Below are 16,645 nucleotides of genomic sequence, written 5' to 3' on the forward strand. Positions count from 1 at the left end.
ACGGACATGCCCGACACCGTGATCGACCCCTCCGAACTCGGCGCGATCGGTGAATCGCGCCACAGCAAGCGCGTCCTACTGGTCTGGGACGCCCCCAACCTGGACATGGGACTGGGTGCAATTCTGGGTGGCAGACCCACCGCCGCCTACCGCCCACGGTTCGATGCACTGGGCCGTTGGCTGCTCAGCCGCACCGCCGAACTCTCCACCTCGGGCACCGCGACGCTCGAACCCGAGGCGACGGTGTTCACCAATATTGCTCCCGGTAGCGCCGATGTCGTCCGACCCTGGGTCGAAGCATTGCGTAACGTGGGCTTCGCGGTGTTCGCCAAGCCCAAGGTCGACGAAGACAGCGATGTCGACGCCGACATGCTCGACCACATCGATTTCCGCAACCGTGACGGCGGCCTCGCCGGGGTCATGGTCGCGTCCGCCGACGGTCAAGCGTTCAAGGGCCCGCTGGAGGCCATCGCAGCAACCGGAGTGCCGGTCCAGGTACTGGGTTTCCGGGAGCACGCAAGCTGGGCTGTCACGTCGGACATCCTGGAATTTCTCGATCTCGAGGACATTCCTGGCGTCTTCCGTGAGCCACTGCCACGGGTGAGTCTCGACTCCCTCCCCGACGAGGGCGCGTGGCTGCAGCCCTTCCGACCGCTGTCCGCCCTGCTCGTCGGGCGCCAAGGAGTTTCTTAAGTGTTCGCCAGATGGGGAGACATCGTCTACCGGCTGCGGTACACCGTTATCGGTGTCATGGTGGCCGGGCTGTTGGGCTTCGCAGCCTACGGTCTCGATCTCAACAGCCATCTCAGTCAGAGCGGTTGGGACGATCCGACGTCGGAATCGGCCCAGGCTGCCCGTCTGGCGGACACCACGTTCGGTCGTGACAAGCAGGGTGACGTCATCCTGCTCTACACGGCCCCTGCGGGATCGACCATCGACGACCCGGATTTCCAGTCCAAGATCGTCGCCAATCTCGACTCTCTGGCCGCCGACCACCCCGACCAGATCGAGAAGGTCAACGGCAGTTACTTCCGGACGGCGACTGCTCCGAACCTCGCCGCGCTCGGCACCACCGACAAGCAACACGCCATTGCCAGCGTTGCCATCGCCGGTGCCAACGACACCGAGCTGACCAACAACTTCCAAGCCGTCAAGGACGTCTTCTACATCGACGGCGTCGACGTGCAGGTGACCGGACTGCAAGCCGTGGCGGGCGCACTGCAGTCGACGATGGCCGGCGACATCCACCGCATGGAGCTACTGGCGATCCCGGCCGTCGCGGTGCTGCTGTTCTTCATCTTCGGTGGCGTGGTCGCAGCCGCGCTTCCGCTGATCATCGGTGGCCTGACCGTCGTCGGAGCCAACGGCATCGTGAAGGTGTTCACCAACTTCACCGAAGTCAACTCGTTCGTTGCGCCCGTGGTCTCACTGGTCGGCCTCGGCCTGGCCATCGACTACGGACTGTTCATCGTGTCGAGATTCCGAGAAGAACTCGGCGACGGCTACACGACGCCACAGGCCGTGCGCCGGACCGTCATGACGGCCGGTCGCACCGTGGTGTTCTCGGCGACGATGATCGTCGCGTCCCTCGGTGGACTGCTGCTGTTCCCGCAGGGCTTCCTGAAGTCGGTGGCCTACGGCTCCATCGCCACCGTCGCGCTCGCGGCACTGACGGCCATCACGATCCTGCCCGCCATGCTGGCGATCCTCGGCCCACGCGTGGACGCGCTCGGTCTGAAGTTCATGCGCAAGACCAAGTCGAGCGAGGAAATCGAAAACGGCATGTGGGGCCGCCTCACCCGCTGGGTGATGCGCAACCCCGTCAAGGTCACCGTGCCCATCGTGCTCGGTCTGGTGTTGCTGACTCTGCCCGTCGGCAACATCAAATTCGGCGGCATCAACGAGACCTACCTGCCTCCCGACAACGTCACCCGCGTCGCGCAGGGCGAGTTCGACACGCTCTTCCCCGGTCAGCGCACCGAGCCGATCAAACTGGTGATCAGCAATGCGCAGGGCGCCAACCTAGCCGCGATCACCAACCAGGCGAACAACGCTCCCGGGTTGGTCGAACAGTTCTCCCCTGTGGGTGCCAGCAAGGACGGCATCATCGTCTTCAAGGCCGGTCTGGTCGATCGCAACGATTCCAAACCCGCCATCGACTTCCTCCGCAGTATCGACGTGCCGGACGGAGCGTCGGTTCTCGTCGGCGGCACACCTGCCATCGAGCAGGACTCGATCAGCGCGCTCATCGACAAACTGCCACTGATGGCCGTCCTCGTGGTGTTCATCGTGACGCTGCTGATGTTCCTGACGTTCGGATCGTTGGTGTTGCCGATCAAAGCGGTGCTCATGACCGTCCTCGGTCTCGGTGCCACCATGGGCATTCTGACGTGGATATTCATCGACGGCAACGGTGCGGGGCTGATGAATTTCACCCCTGGTCCGATCATGGCTCCGGTGTTGGTGCTGATCATCTCGATTGTGTTCGGCTTGTCCACCGACTACGAGGTGTTCCTTCTCTCGCGCATGGTGGAGGCTCGCGAAAAGGGAGCCAGCACAAGCGAAGCCATCCGAATCGGAACCTCGCACACCGGTCGCATCATCACCGCCGCGGCCCTGATCCTCATCGTCGTGACCGGAGCGTTCGCATTCTCCGATCTGGTGATGATGAAGTACATCGCGTACGGCATGATCGCCGCACTCATCATCGACGCCACCCTCATCCGCATGTTTCTCGTGCCCGCCACGATGAAACTGCTCGGCGACGATTGCTGGTGGGCTCCGCAGTGGATGAAGCGAATTCAGCGCAAGCTCGGACTCGGCGAGACCATCCTCGAGGACGAGCTCCTCCCCATCGCCGATGTGCCAGAGCTCGCCCTCGCCGGGGGTGCACCGTCCACCACGGTCGCACCGCCGCTGCGTCCGGCACCGCGCCGCAGCGAACCGCTCACCGAGCCCATTCCTGTTGTCGCGCCCCATGGTTCGGGCCCCATCCGGGCGACCCACGCCGCGAAAGAAGAGTCGAGGCGCAGTGTGACGGGACGGCCGGCAACACCACCCGAGCCGACCCGCGAAACTCCGGCCGCTCCCCCTGCGCAGCAAGCTCCGCGCTCTGCCCCGAATCAGCCGACGCCACAACGTCCACGTCCGACCGTGGAGCCGCATCCGAACGCAGGGCCGCGTCCTACTGCAGGGCCACGTCCGGCCGTCGAGCCGGAACCGACCCAGGCCGCAGAGGTAGTTCGACCTGCGCCCTCGGTCGATCCGGTTGCGGATTCTCCGTCGGTCGAGCCGCCGCGCGCACCGAGCACACCGCGTCCGCCGGTCGCACCGCCCAGCCGACCCCGCCCCGCTCGGGCACCTCGAGCCGAGGAACCGGACTCACGGTCCATCGAGAGTTGGCTCGCCGATCTGCGCGCACCCAGTGCGTCGCCGCCGAGTCGACCGAACGCGACCGTCAACGGATCCGATCGGAACGGTCACGGCGAGAACGGCTCTGCTCGAAACGGCTCTGCTGACAACGGCTCTGCTGACAACGGCTCTGCACCGAACGGGTCAGCCGGAAACAGCTCGAATCGAAACGGCAACAGCAGCAACGGATTTGGCCACAACGCCAGCAATGGCAGCAATGGCACCGAGCATCGCGCCGGCAACGACACCGAGCACAACGGCAGCAATGGATCCGAACACCGTGGCTCCGAACACCGTGGGTCCGAGCGCAACGGGTCCGAACGCACCGGTTCCGAGCGCACCGGCACCAACGGATCCGAGTCCGACAGGCCGTCGGGCCGTCGAGCGACACCGGCAACCGAGGGTGGCGACAGTGGCCGTCATCGCGGCGGTGAGAACGGGCAGGTACTCAGTGTCAGCGAATTGCTTGCGAGGGAACGCAACCGTTCACGCTGATGGAGCGCTGCCGCGCAGGTGAGCGGCTCACCTGCATAGGTCGTTGCGCAGGCTACACTCCTGCCTCGTAGTGGGGTCGAAGTTTCATTCACGAGGCGGTGACGCCGCGTGCACCGAGGGGGAGTGACACACACGTGTTCGTTCGATGGGGAAACTTCGTCCACCGCCTTCGGTACAGCGTTCTCGGGGTGATGGTGGCCGGGCTGGCGATCTTGGCGGCGTACGGCTGGGATCTACCGGACCACCTGAGCCAGAGCGGATTCGACGATCCGACGTCGCAGTCGGCCGCGGCCAGCAATCTTGCGGACGAGACGTTCGGGCGTGACACCGAGGGCGATGTCATCGTGCTCTACACAGCTCCCGAGGGCTCGAACATCGACGATCCGTCGTTCGATGCCGCGATCATCCAGAATCTCGATTCGCTGGTCGCCGACCACCCGGACCGCATCGCGAAGATCAACGGCAGCTATTTCAGAACTGCGGAAGCACCGGTGCTCGCGGCGCTCGGCACCGCCGACAAGCAGCATGCCATCGCCAGCATCGCGATCGTCGGAAGCAACGACACCGAACTGACCGAGAACTTCGAGGCCGTGCAGAACGCCTTCTACATCGACGGTGTCGATGTGCAGGTCGCCGGACAGCAGGCGGTGGCGGCCTCTCTGCAGTCGACGATGACCGACGACATCCATCGCATGGAGGTCCTCGCCATCCCCGCCGTCGCGGTGCTGCTGTTCTTCGTCTTCGGCGGCGTTGTTGCTGCCGCGCTTCCCCTCATCGTCGGCGCGCTGACGGTCATCGGGGCCAACGGCATCGTGAAGCTGTTCACCCACGTCACCGAGGTCAACACCTTCGTCGCACCGGTGGTGTCGCTGGTGGGGCTCGGCTTGGCCATCGACTACGGCCTGTTCATCGTCTCCCGTTTCCGCGAGGAGCTGGGAGACGGCAGATCCACGCCCGATGCGGTCCGTCGAACAGTCATGACCGCCGGGCGCACGGTGGCGTTCTCGGCGACGATCATCGTCGCGTGCCTCGGTGGCCTGTTGCTGTTTCCGCACGGGTTTCTGCGATCGGTCGCCCTGGGTTCGATTGCGACGGTTGCTCTCGCGGCCCTGAACGCGATCACCATCCTGCCCGCCATTCTGTCGATTCTCGGCCCACGCGTCGATGCGCTCGGCCTCGCGTTCATGCGCAAGACGAAGTCCTCGGAAGAGATCGAGAACGGCAGGTGGGGCAAGCTCACGCACTGGGTCATGCGCAATCCCATCAAAGTGGTCGTCACCATCGTTCTCGGACTGCTGGCCCTGACGTTGCCCATCGGCAATCTCGCGTTCGGCGGAATCAACGAAACGTATTTGCCACCGGATAATCCGACGCGAGTGGCGCAGGAACAGTTCGACGAGTTGTTCCCCGGCCAACGCACCGAGCCCATCAAACTGGTCATCCAGAACGCGCAGGGTTCCACACTCGCAGCCATCACCACCCAGGCGAACAACGCACCCGGCCTGATCGAGCAATTCACCCCGGTCGGTGCCAGCAAGGACGGCATCATCGTCTTCAAGGCCGGGTTGATCGATCGGAACGACAGCGCGCCCGCCATCGAATTCCTTCGCAGCATCGACACTCCGGACGGCACGACGATGCAGGTGACGGGAACGCCTGCGATCGAACGGGATTCGATCGATGCGATGGTCGACCGCCTGCCTCTGATGGCGGCACTGGTCGTCGTCGTCGTCACGGTACTGATGTTCCTGACATTCGGATCGCTGGTGCTGCCCATCAAGGCGGTACTGATGACGACGCTCGGGCTCGGTTCCACGATGGGAATTCTGACGTGGATCTTCATCGACGGCCACGGAGCCGGTTGGATGAATTTCACCCCCGGACCGATCATGGCGATGATTCTGTTGCTGATCGCGGCAATCGTCTTCGGACTCTCCACCGACTACGAGGTATTCCTCCTGTCCCGGATGGTCGAGGCTCGCGAAAAGGGCTCCAGTACAAGCGAAGCCATCCATATCGGCTCCTCTCACACCGGTCGCATCATCACCGCCGCGGCCTTGATCCTCATCGTCGTCACGGGGGCATTCGCGTTCTCCGATCTGGTGATGATGAAGTACATCGCGTACGGCATGATCGCCGCTCTGATCATCGACGCGACCGTCATCCGCATGTTCCTGGTGCCCGCGACGATGAAACTGCTCGGCGACGCCAGCTGGTGGGCACCGGCCGGAATGAAACGAATGCAGCGCAAGCTCGGACTCGGCGAGACCGTCCCGAAAGACGACTGACGCGCCTGTCCCCGCAACGCGTGAATGGACCATTGCACCGCCGAGACGTGTGCAATGGTCCATCGACGCAGCAGGGGATCAGGAAGAAACTGCCGCACTCTCGCGATCGGCGAACACCTTGGCGTATCGGGTGCCCGCGATCAGCAGCAGCAGACCCACTGCGATGAAAGCGATGACTCGGAACAGTCCGTCCAGCGCGACGAGGTCGAAGAGGAACAGTTTCGCGATGGCCGCCGCCGTCAGGGCCAGTCCGGCCACGAGTGCCGCATGGGCGTGCGTGACGCTACGCAGCCCGAAGGCCAGGAGCGCGAAGGCTGCGATCATCCACTCGATGGTCGCGGCAGTGTGACCTGCCGTGAATCCTGTTGATTCGCCGCCGATTCCGATGCCGAGCATGACCGTCGACGCCGTCAGTCCGTAGAGCGCGAGTACACCGCAGACGATGGCGAGGGTCTGCATTCCGTCGTCGACCAGGTCCAACTCGGCCAGTACATAGGCGAAGGCGAAAGCCGTTGCAGCCAGCAGGATTCCACCGATCACGATGCCTGCACTGCCGACGGCGAAATCGGAGTCCAACAGCGCCCGGGGCGGGCAGACCGAGACGAACATCAGTGCACCGATCACGCCGAATCCGCTGCCGATCAGGTATGCAAGTGTCGAGCGAGTGCTGTGCGCCACGGCGAGCAGAGCGAGGGCGACAGCGAACAGCACGACCGGACGGATTTCGAGGGTCGTCGACTCGACTGCAGCCTGCAACGTGGCCAGGGCACCGATCACCGCGACCGTGATGCGAGCATGTCCCGGCAACCAGCTCACCACAGCCACGATCGCTACTGCGGCAGCAGCGAGAACCAGTTGAAGGGTGACGGTAACACCGCGGTCGAAGATGTCGACGGAGAGCAGGACCGGCAGCGCCGGCAGGGCGATCATCACGGTCGCAACCACATCGGAGACGTTGCGGCGCAACAGCTCCAGCGACATTCCGATACCGAGTACAGCCGTGAGCACGATTGCCAGGAGCAGCCAGTAGTTATCCGTCGAGCCGTTCATGTCGGCAGTGGCGACCGCAGTCAACACCGTGCCGACGAGGGGAACGGTCCGAACAACCTGCAGGATCTGCCAATTCCGACCGATCTGGGCGGGGAAGCCGGCGACATACGTGGCGATGAAGAATGCGATCAACGCCAGGGTGAGGCCCTCGGTCAGTACCGGGCCGCACACCGCGACGCCGACCAGAATCAACACTGCCATCGGCTGCGACTTCCACTGCACCGCCAGAGCTGTTCCGGCAGCTGCAATTCCGAATGCGACGATCAGCCCGATCACGGGATCGAGCCAGCCGTACAGAACGGAGGTCGCAAGCACGTCGAGGTACAGGCCCGCGATGCCGGTGGCAGCGAGAGCAATTCCGCCGACCCGTCCACCGGAGCGCCCGAACACCCGAACGCCCGCACCGATCAGCGCAACGGAGAAGACGGCTCCGGCCGCGACCCGCAGCGGTGGGCCGAACCACCCGGCCTGCGCCGCGAGCACCAACAGCATCACGACACCGACGAGGGTGACGCCGGCCCCGGCGACGGCCAGCAGACGACTGATGACCCCGTCGCGCTGCCACCAGGGCTCCCTCGGCGGAGCGGAGGGACGCGGCGCGACCACAGGCCCGCGTGGCGTTGCAACCGGACCAGGGGCGGCCGGCTGAGTGCGACCCACCGGCTGGCCCACCGGCTGACCCGCAGGCTGACCCGCGGGTTGCCCCATGGTCCGATACATCGGCTGACCGTAGTTCTGCGGTGGGAGCTGCTGCGGCACGAAAGGCGGCGCATAGGACAGCGCAACGGGAGCAGGCGGCACCGGGGCAGGGGCCTGAGGAGCACGAGCAGGAGCCTGGGGAGCGGCACCGAGTTGCGACTGCAAGGTCTGCAGATCGACGGCCACCTGACGCATGTGGTCGCCCAGGGAATCGAAGCGACTGGACAGTCGCGCGACGAGTTGCGGATCCAGCCCGGAGTTCTGGGAAGAAGTCATGGGTTAGATACTGCGAGCATTGCCGCCGAAAAGCGTGAGTAGTGCTACTCGGTTCTCTCGAGTAAAACAGCCGAATCTCTAGCCGAACATCCTGCGGATCGAGCTGCCGAAGGGATGTTTTGCGGTCACCGAGCCCAACCGAACCTTGCCCGACACGACAAGATGCAGCGGCCCGTAGGGCGGGCCGGTGCGGACCTTGTTGGTGGCGCTGCCCGCCACCGTGTCGACACCGTTGAGGTCGACGGTCGCTTCGGTGGGCACGATCAGTGTCACGGTGCTGCAGTAGTCGTCGACGTGTATCTCGACCACCTGCGTCGACATGACTGCCTGGGTGAAGTCGAGCGTCACCGTGGACATGCGGGTGGAGACGCGCAGGCTCGGCGGCACGTTCCACGGTCCCTTGCGGGTGATGGTGGACATGGTGCCGCGCAGTGTGTCCGACGCGCCGCCGCCGTGCCCCCAATGCTCCTGAACAACACGGCGTGGAGGCTGTTGCGGGGTCGGCGCGGCGAAGGGTTTCGGTGCCGGGCCATGCTCCTCGGCCAGGTGCATCCCGGGCAGGTCGACGAGAACCGAGTTCAGCTCACCGCGCGTCTTCGACGCCAGGGCGGTGTCCATTCGCTCGGTGAACTCACCGAGCGAGAGCATGCCCTGCCCCACCGCGCGTTGCAGCAATTGCCCGACGTGTTCACGTTCGGCATCGGACACTCGCAGATCCCTTGCCTCCATGCACTCAGGGTAGCGAAGATCTCAGGCTGCGCGACCGCCGAGAACCGACAGCATTCCGGACACCGATGCGGGCCAGCCGAACTCCTCGGCACGCAACCTGGCGGCGATACGACGGCCGTCCACCGGCAGTTCGAGTACTCGCTCGATCTCCGCAGCGAACCCGTCGGCAGTGTTCTTCGAGGATCCTCCGCAGTGCGGGGTGACGATCTGCGCCAGCGCCGAGGTCTCGGAGACGACGACGGGTGTACCTGCTGCCAGTGATTCCAGCGCGGCGAGTCCGAACGTCTCGTGTGGGCCGGGGGCAAGGGCGATATCGGCCGAGGCCAACAGCGCGGCGACGGTCGACCGGCCGGTGACGAAGCCCAGGAAGTCCACCGGGAGGCCTCGGGCGCGTCGTTCGAGGCCGGCCCGGCGGGGACCGTCGCCGGCAATGACCAATCGCGCGCGGATGCCCGAATCATTCAGTGCAGCAAGTGAATCGATACTTCGCTCGACGTGCTTCTCCACCGACAAGCGGCCGCAGTGCACCAGCAGACGATCCGCGTTGGCCAACCATGCAGACCGATCACCCACGTGCCGACGCCGCGGATGAAACAGGTCGAGATCCACTCCGAGTGGCACCCGATGCACGTTGTGAACCCCGATGCGCTCGAACTCCTGTTGCGCGAACTCGGTGGTACACACAACGGCGTCGTACTGCTCGGCGGTGCGGCGGTTGGCCAGATCGGCAATGGGACGCGCACAGCGCATCGGCATCGTCTGTGCCAGCAGACGGTCGAGGCGTTCGTGCGAGATCATCACGCTGCGTACATCCCGCCGCGCGGCCCAGCTTCCCATGCCGCGCAGCGTCAGCCGGTCCGATACCTCGATCACGTCCGGCCGCAGCCCGGACGCCACCGCCGACACTCTCCGCGGGTCGGCAACCCGGTAGCCGCCGGTGCACGGGATCTGCGGGGCGGGCACCTCGATGCGCACCACCCCCGAGGGCAGCAGTTCCTCGCTCCATTGCGCTCCCGGCACGATCAGCGCCACCTCGTGACCAGCAGCGACGTAGCCCGATCCCAGCTCGTCGACGGCCGTCCGCAAACCGCCGGACCGAGGTCCGTAGAAGTTGGCCACCTGCACGATGCGCACCCGACCAGTCTTCCCACCCGGACGTCCACCGGGCACCGCAGCGATGGACAGTGGCCGAACCCTCGCGAAATTTCTGTGTGGGGAGCGCTACCAGCGGGTAGGTGGAACAGATGCGAGTGACACTGCAATCCACCGGAAACGCCGCAGCGCCCGAGGTCTGGGAGCGCTACATGGAGCCGACGGCATGGAAAACCTGGGCTCCCCAGATCATCGGCGTCGAATATCGTGGCGAGCGACTCACCGCGGACAGCACCGGCCGAGTGCTGGGGCCGCTGGGATTGCCGATCGACTTTCGGGTGCACTCGGTCGACGAGCGGTCGTGGACCTGGGCATGGTCGGCGTGGTTCCAGAACCAGGCCATCGGAGTCGACCTGACGCACGGCGTCGTCTCACGCCCCAACGGGACCAGGGCCTGGCTGACGATCGACGGACCGATGCCCCTGGTCCTGCCGTACGTACCGGTCGCCAAGTTCGCGCTCGGCAAGCTGTGTGCGCAGTAGCGCTACTCGGAGCGCGTGACGGTCTTCTCGTCGGATTTGTCGGCCACGTGGGTCGGCTCGGGCGTCGGTAGAGAAGGCTCGTCACCCGATCCGTCGAGATGGCCGTCGAACTCGTCGACCGCCTCGTCGCGTTCGGCACCGGTCTGATCGAGATCGGCGTCGACGCCCTTCGAGTGCTTCGCCGGGTCGACGGTGGTGTCCACTGCTTTGTTGTCGGTCATGGGGTCAAGAGTGCCCGTCGGCCCGAGACGCAAACCCCTACAGCCCCTTCTCGATGGCATAGCGAGTCAGTTCGACACGGTTGGCCAGCTGCAATTTCCGCAACGTCGCCTGCACATGGTTCTCGACGGTACGGTGACTGAGCGTCAATCGCGTCGCAATCTGCTTGGCGCTCAGACCCTTTGCCACCAGTCGCAATACCTCGGTTTCCCGGTCCGTCAGCGTGGGGCGCGTATCGGATTCCGGTTCGGGCGACGACGACATCCGCCGGAACTCCCCGAGGACCAGGCCCGCGAGACCGGGAGTGAACACGGCTTGCCCGGCTGCGGTGGCGCGGACGGCGTCGAACAGCTCCTCCGCCGATGCACTCTTGACCAGGTAACCCGTCGCGCCCGCCTTGATCGCGTCGAGCACGTCGCTGCGTTCGGCAGAAGCCGAGAGCACCAGGATCTTGGTCTCGGGCGACGCCTCCAGGACAGCGACGGTGGCGTCGGCCCCGTTGCCGTCTGGCAGGTGCATGTCCATCAGCACGACGTCGGGAGTGGTGGCTCGGGCGCGGCGTCCGGCAGCGGCGACGCCGTCCGCGGTGGCGACGACCCTGAATCCGGCGGCCTCGAGATCTCGGGCGACGCCGTCACGCCACATCGGGTGATCGTCGACGACCATCACCGCGATCTCGGAATTCGTTTCCTCTGTCATCGAAGTCCCTTCGTTCTCGGAAGACGAATCTCCCATTCGGTCCCCTCGCCGTCGGCGGTATCGAGCAGTGCTGTGCCACCAAGGGATTCGACGCGGCCGAGTATCGATTTCGAGACGCCCATCCGACCCTCGGCTTCGGCGGCGGCGAGCCGTCCGGCGGGAATGCCGTGGCCGTCGTCGCGGATGCTGACGATCAGCTCTCCGTCGACGTCCTCGAGCAACACGTACGCCTTGGCCTCGGACCCTGCATGGAGTTCGACGTTGGACAGTGCAGTTGCCACCACTGCGGCGAGTTCCTCGGCCACTTCGGATTCGACGAGCACCGGGTCGGCCGGAGTGGAGACGGAGACTGCAGTACCGGCCTGCGTGCGCAGCAACGCGCGCACGTCCACGATCGAACCGGTGTGATCATCGCGCGGAGCGGCCTGTTCCGAGATCAACACGCGCAGCGCGACTTCCTGCTCACCGGCAAGATTCGCGAGTTCTGCAGCAGGCCCGCCTATTTCGAGCCCTCGCCGGCGCACGAGGGCCAGTACCTGCAGTACCCCGTCGTGCACCTGCCGGGCAAGTCGTTCACGTTCCTCGGTGATCGCGGCCGATCGGGCTGCGCGTTGCAGCTCCTCGTGAGCGCGACGGGCAGTGTTCGACGCCATCCCCAGCGCCAGCCCGGCCGAGAGCAATACCGGAGCAGTGGCGTCGGACCAGAGGTCGGAGTCGAAGCGATCGCGAACGAGCGCGCTGACCACCGACATCACGACACCGGATGCAATCCCTCCCTTGGGGCCCAACAGGATTGCCGCGGAGATGACGGCATTGGTGGCCCACAGCGTGGTGGGCAGGGTTTGGCGGGTGCTGTACCAGTCGTAATCGGCCACCAGCCGCGTCGAGGCCATCAGGGCGATGACTATCACCTGATCGGCGAGCACCACCTGCCACCGTGGCAGCGATGCGCGCGCCAGCATCAACGCCGATGCCCCGGACCACACGGCCATCAGGGAAACGAACACCCAGCTCAAGCGGGGATTGGTGTAGTTGTCGACGGTGGCGACCTGGTAGCTGACGGCGTAGACGAGGGTGATCAGGCGAAAGGCCTGCGAGGCCCGCCACAGCGGGGTGTCGGGATCGGACGAGGTGAGCGTGGTCCGCACCCGATCAGCCGTCCGCATCGGTGTTCTGGCCCGGAATCTTCAGTTCTCCCTTGGCAAGTCGATCGGGCTCGTCGGCACCGGGAGGTGTGTGCGGATCACTCGCTTCGGCCGCGTACAGCGGGTCGGTCGGTTCGAGTTCCTCGTAGACCTCCTCCGGATCGTCGGCGAGCAGCGACCGCACGGCGGTGTTGAGCACTGCGACGATCGGCACTGCGAGCAGGCCACCGACGATGCCGGCGAGCAGAATTCCGACGGTGATGGACAGCACCACCGCCAGTGGATGCAGCCGTACCGCGCGTCCGAGCAGAAGTGGTTGCAGCACATGCCCTTCGAGCTGCATGACGGCGACCACGATGCCGAGGGTGATCACTGCGGTGATCAGGCCTTTCGTCACCAGGGCGATGAACACGGCCACGAATCCGGTCAACACGGCACCGATGATCGGGATGAACGCGCCGATGAACACCAACGAGGCCAGCGGGAGAGCCAGCGGCACACCGAGAATGGCGAGACCGGCACCGATGCCGATGGCATCCGCGGCCGCCACGGCAACCGTCGCGCGGACGTATCCCACCAGAGACCCGAAACCTTGGATGCCCGCGGTACGGATCTTCCTGCGGGCTCCGGTCGGCGCGAGCCGGGTGACGAACTGCCAGATCTGATCGCCGCCGTACAGGAAGAAGATGAGCGTGAACAGTGTCAACAGTGCGCCGGTGAGAATCTCACCGATCACCGCGGCGGTCGTCAGTGCTCCGCTGGTGACGGCTTCCTGGTTGTCCTGAATGACCTTGACCAGGTTGTCGGTGGCCTGCCGAATCTGGTCCTCGCTGATGTGCAGCGGTCCGCTGCTGAGCCATTCCTCGACGCCGTTGATCGATTGGGTGAACTGATCGCCCACCTGCGGCAGACCTTCGATGAACTGCTCGACGATGAAGGTCATGATCCCGGCGACGACGCCGATGCTGGCAATGATCACGATGATCACCGCGACGGCTCGCGGCACTCCGCGTCGATGCATCCAGTCGACGACCGGCACGAGCATCGCCGACGCCAACAGTGCAAGACCCAACGGAATGACGACGGTGCTCAGCTTCGCCACCACGTACGCGAAAGTGATGAATCCGGCGAACAGGACAAGTATTCGCCACGTCCATTCCGCCCCGACCCGCACCAGCGGGTGCACCGAATCTGCCGCCGAAGTGGGGCCCGGGGACGCCCCCGTACCTTGCGCCCGCAACTCGTCGGTGCTCACCCGCTAAATTTAACCTGTGCTGGCATCTTTCCGAGCGGTCTCGCTCACTCTGAAGAGTCGCTGGCCGCTCTATATGTTCTCGATGCTCATCGCCAATGTCTTCGGGGCCGTGCTCGTGTTCGCGTTCGTGCGCTACGGCCTGCCCATCCCCGAATCGCAATCGATCGTCGCCGATCGTGTCCGCAACGTGTACATCTTCGGCGCCTATCTGGGTGTCGCCCTGGTGGTCAGCCTGATCTACGCGTACACACTGCTGCGCTCGGTCATCAGGTGGCAGCTCCGCGGTGGTCCGCCCACCCGCAAGGAACAGATGACGACGCTGCACGCGCCGTTGCGTCAGGCGATCGTGCACCTGATTCTGTGGATCATCGGCGGCATCATCTTCGTGTTGCTGACCATCGCGGAGATGCCGTCGCTGTCGATCGCGGTCATCGTCACCGTCGGAATGGCCGCGACGGTCACCTTCGGATTCACCTACATGCTCGGCGAGCGCATCCTGCGGCCGGTCGCGGCGATGGCTCTGAGCGAGGGCCGCTTCGATCGCACGATGACGCCCGGCGTCGGTACCCGCATGGCCATGACGTGGGGACTGGGAACGTTGATGCCCGTCATCGGCATCATCCTGCTGTGCGCCACCCAGCTGACCACCGATCTGGTGTTCTCCCCCAACGCCCTCGCCGTCGCCATCATCCTGCTCAGTGTGCTGGCCATCGTGCAGGCATTCGTCCTGTCGATGCTCACCGCGAGCCAGATCTCGGACCCAATCAGCCAGCTGCACAGCGCCATCGAACGCGTTCAGCGTGGCGAGACCGACGTCGAGGTCGACGTGTTCGACGGCAGCGAGATCGGGCGCCTGCAGGTCGGCTTCAACCGCATGATGGAGGAATCAGCCGAACGACGCGTCCTGCGAGAGCTGTTCGGCCAGCATGTCGGCGAGGACGTGGCGCGTCGCGCATTGCAGTTCGGTACCGAACTCGGCGGCGAGACACGATTCGTCGCGGTCCTGTTCGTGGACATGGTCGGCTCCACTGCCACCGCCTCCGAGCGCCCACCGAGCGAGGTCGTGGTGTTGCTCAACGAGTTCTTCCGCGTCGTCGTCGATGTCGTCGGACGTCATCACGGCTTCGTCAACAAATTCATGGGCGACGCGGCCCTCGCGATATTCGGAGCCCCACTCGATCGTCCGGACGCCCCTACCGCCGCGCTCGCCGCCGCCCGTGAACTGCGATTCGCACTGAACGAGATCACCGGCCTCGACATCGGCATCGGCGTCTCGGCGGGTCTTGCCGTCGCCGGCAACATCGGAGCCTCGGAACGCTTCGAGTACACCGTCATCGGAGACCCGGTCAACGAGGCATCGCGACTCACCGAGCTGGCGAAACTGCGCCCTGGACGCGTCCTGGCGTCGACCTCGGCCCTGTACTTCGCCGACGACGAGGAACAGGAACAGTGGGAGTTGGGAGACCAGGTTCAACTGCGTGGTCGACGACGGGCCACCCACCTGGCCTGGCCGGTCGAGTATCCCGACGCCACACCCGGCGACGGTTAGTCTGACAAGGTGCCCGACCCCAGCTCCACCCGCGGACCCGGAGTGCGGCGTCCGCGAAACCGGCTCCGGTGGCTCAAATGGATCGCTGGAATCGCCCTGGTTGCGCTGCTGGTGGGCGAGGCGATCTACCTATGGCCGCGGCTGCACGAATCCTGGACCGCCGTTCGTGAAATCCACTGGGGTTGGCTGGCGGCCTGCATCCTCGCGCAGGCAGTGTCGCTGAGCGCATTCGGCCGAGTACAGAAACAATTACTCGACGCAGGCGGCGTGAAAGTACGTCAGCGTAAGTCCGTGGCCGTCATCTACGGCAGTACCGCGATGGCGCTCACCCTCCCCGCCGGGCAGGTCTTCTCGACGGCGTTCACCTATCGCGAGACCCGTCGCTGGGGCGCGAGCCCGGTGGTGGCGTCGTGGCAGTTGGCCATCTCCGGCGTCATCGCCGCAGCGGGACTGGCCGTCCTCGGGGTGGCCGGAGGATTGGTCGTCGGCAGTTCGTTCAACACGTTCACCGTGGTGCTGCCGATCGCCGGAGTCATCGCGATCGTCGTCGCCGTCCGCTACATCTCGAATCACCCCCAGTCGATCAAGACCGTCGCGCGCTGGGGACTGCGTCGCTACAACGCGTTCCGAAACCACGAGCTCGATGCCGGGGCCGAGGGCATCGACAAGATCATCGGTCAGATTCAGTCCGTCCAGCTCGGCAAACGCGACGGGGCGCTCACGCTGTCGTGGTCGGCGGTACATCGACTCGGCGACGTGGCCTGCCTGGCGTTCGCGTGCTTCGCCGTCGGCGCGGATCCACGACTGTCCGGTTTGCTCATCGCCTTCGCGGCGGGCAAAGCCGTCGGATCCGTTCCACTCGCGCCGGGCGGCCTGGTTGTCGTCGACGCCACCCTCATCGCGTTCTTGACCAGCGCCGCATCGATCACCGCGTCGCAGGCGGTCGCGTCGGCGCTGGTCTATCGCGGGGTCAGTTTCATCCTTGTCGCCATCGTCGGGTGGGTCGTGTTTCTGGTGCTCTTCCGCAAGCACCAGCACGCCGATCTCGAGTTCGATATTGCGCTCGAACAGCAGGAGACCGCCGAGCTGCGACGCACCGAGAACAGCCGGGACGCGAATGGCGATCCGGAGCCGGCATAAACGCAGACGGTCAGTGGCGTTCGTCACTTTCCGTTCACCTGGAATATATACGGACC

General features: G+C 65.1%; 13 protein-coding genes. 6 read left to right on the top strand and 7 right to left on the bottom strand.

The genetic code is table 11. From position 1 onward, the window contains the following. Positions 1-6 precede the first annotated feature (6 nt). The 3 genes from CH286_RS06260 (at position 7) to CH286_RS06270 (ending at position 6,194) form a co-directional block, all read left to right on the top strand. Positions 7-693 carry an NYN domain-containing protein gene (locus tag CH286_RS06260; RefSeq protein WP_230592732.1) on the top strand — a complete coding sequence of 229 codons (687 nt, stop codon included), beginning with the start codon at positions 7-9 and terminating at the stop codon, positions 691-693. Then, positions 694-3,906, top strand: a complete 3,213-nt coding sequence (locus CH286_RS06265; RefSeq protein WP_094608689.1) for an MMPL family transporter — start codon at positions 694-696, stop codon at positions 3,904-3,906. Between the two features lie 134 nt (positions 3,907-4,040). Further along, positions 4,041-6,194: an MMPL family transporter gene (locus tag CH286_RS06270; RefSeq protein WP_032405266.1), complete on the top strand. Its 2,154-nt coding sequence runs from the start codon at positions 4,041-4,043 to the stop codon at positions 6,192-6,194. 78 nt (positions 6,195-6,272) lie between these two features. Here CH286_RS06270 and CH286_RS06275 read toward each other — a convergent pair whose 3' ends face one another. The 3 genes from CH286_RS06275 to CH286_RS06285 form a co-directional block, all read right to left on the bottom strand. Then, on the bottom strand, positions 6,273-8,219 hold the full coding sequence (locus CH286_RS06275) for a DUF2339 domain-containing protein (protein ID WP_176458161.1): 1,947 nt from the start codon (positions 8,217-8,219) through the stop codon (positions 6,273-6,275). Positions 8,220-8,297: 78 nt separating this feature from the next. Beyond that, positions 8,298-8,948, bottom strand: coding sequence for a DUF1707 SHOCT-like domain-containing protein (locus tag CH286_RS06280; protein ID WP_032405265.1), 651 nt, complete (start codon positions 8,946-8,948; stop codon positions 8,298-8,300). 21 nt (positions 8,949-8,969) lie between these two features. Beyond that, entirely contained in the window at positions 8,970-10,082 is a 1,113-nt protein-coding gene (locus CH286_RS06285) for a glycosyltransferase (protein WP_037147313.1), read from the bottom strand. A 110-nt stretch (positions 10,083-10,192) separates the two neighbouring features. Between CH286_RS06285 and CH286_RS06290 the strand changes: the two genes are divergently transcribed. Further along, positions 10,193-10,582, top strand: a complete 390-nt coding sequence (locus CH286_RS06290; RefSeq protein WP_032405807.1) for a hypothetical protein — start codon at positions 10,193-10,195, stop codon at positions 10,580-10,582. 2 nt (positions 10,583-10,584) lie between these two features. Here the strand turns inward: CH286_RS06290 and CH286_RS06295 are convergent, their stop codons facing one another. Genes CH286_RS06295 through CH286_RS06310 form a run of 4 tightly spaced genes read right to left on the bottom strand, consistent with a single transcriptional unit; the run spans position 10,585 to position 13,900 of the window. After that, positions 10,585-10,803: a hypothetical protein gene (locus CH286_RS06295; protein ID WP_032405263.1), complete on the bottom strand. Its 219-nt coding sequence runs from the start codon at positions 10,801-10,803 to the stop codon at positions 10,585-10,587. Between the two features lie 37 nt (positions 10,804-10,840). Next, positions 10,841-11,467 (bottom strand): response regulator, encoded by a 627-nt coding sequence (locus CH286_RS06300; RefSeq protein ID WP_170944630.1) that lies wholly within the window; start codon positions 11,465-11,467, stop codon positions 10,841-10,843. 29 nt (positions 11,468-11,496) lie between these two features. Then, complete coding sequence (gene macS, locus CH286_RS06305) at positions 11,497-12,666, bottom strand: MacS family sensor histidine kinase (RefSeq protein WP_176458162.1); 1,170 nt, start codon at positions 12,664-12,666, stop codon at positions 11,497-11,499. Continuing rightward, a complete protein-coding gene (locus CH286_RS06310) occupies positions 12,653-13,900 on the bottom strand; it encodes an AI-2E family transporter (RefSeq protein WP_052057858.1) in 1,248 nt (415 codons plus the stop codon). The genes macS and CH286_RS06310 overlap by 14 nt, the downstream gene beginning before the upstream one ends. A 73-nt stretch (positions 13,901-13,973) precedes the next feature. Between CH286_RS06310 and CH286_RS06315 the strand changes: the two genes are divergently transcribed. Both CH286_RS06315 and CH286_RS06320 read left to right on the top strand, forming a co-directional pair. Further along, entirely contained in the window at positions 13,974-15,449 is a 1,476-nt protein-coding gene (locus CH286_RS06315) for an adenylate/guanylate cyclase domain-containing protein (protein ID WP_032378364.1), read from the top strand. 9 nt (positions 15,450-15,458) lie between these two features. Then, a complete protein-coding gene (locus CH286_RS06320) occupies positions 15,459-16,589 on the top strand; it encodes a lysylphosphatidylglycerol synthase transmembrane domain-containing protein (protein WP_094608691.1) in 1,131 nt (376 codons plus the stop codon). Positions 16,590-16,645 lie beyond the last annotated feature (56 nt).

This window comes from Rhodococcus sp. WWJCD1 (assembly GCF_002258735.1).
Taxonomy (GTDB): Bacteria; Actinomycetota; Actinomycetes; order Mycobacteriales; family Mycobacteriaceae; genus Rhodococcoides.

Coding starts and splice junctions, on each gene's coding strand:
- CH286_RS06295 (WP_032405263.1), bottom strand. CDS start 10,803: ATGACCGACAACAAAGCAGTGGACACCACCGTCGACCCGGCGAAGCAC.
- CH286_RS06315 (WP_032378364.1), top strand. CDS start 13,974: ATGTTCTCGATGCTCATCGCCAATGTCTTCGGGGCCGTGCTCGTGTTC.
- CH286_RS06275 (WP_176458161.1), bottom strand. CDS start 8,219: ATGACTTCTTCCCAGAACTCCGGGCTGGATCCGCAACTCGTCGCGCGA.
- macS (WP_176458162.1), bottom strand. CDS start 12,666: ATGCGGACGGCTGATCGGGTGCGGACCACGCTCACCTCGTCCGATCCC.
- CH286_RS06260 (WP_230592732.1), top strand. CDS start 7: ATGCCCGACACCGTGATCGACCCCTCCGAACTCGGCGCGATCGGTGAA.
- CH286_RS06300 (WP_170944630.1), bottom strand. CDS start 11,467: ATGGTCGTCGACGATCACCCGATGTGGCGTGACGGCGTCGCCCGAGAT.
- CH286_RS06290 (WP_032405807.1), top strand. CDS start 10,193: ATGCGAGTGACACTGCAATCCACCGGAAACGCCGCAGCGCCCGAGGTC.
- CH286_RS06280 (WP_032405265.1), bottom strand. CDS start 8,948: ATGGAGGCAAGGGATCTGCGAGTGTCCGATGCCGAACGTGAACACGTC.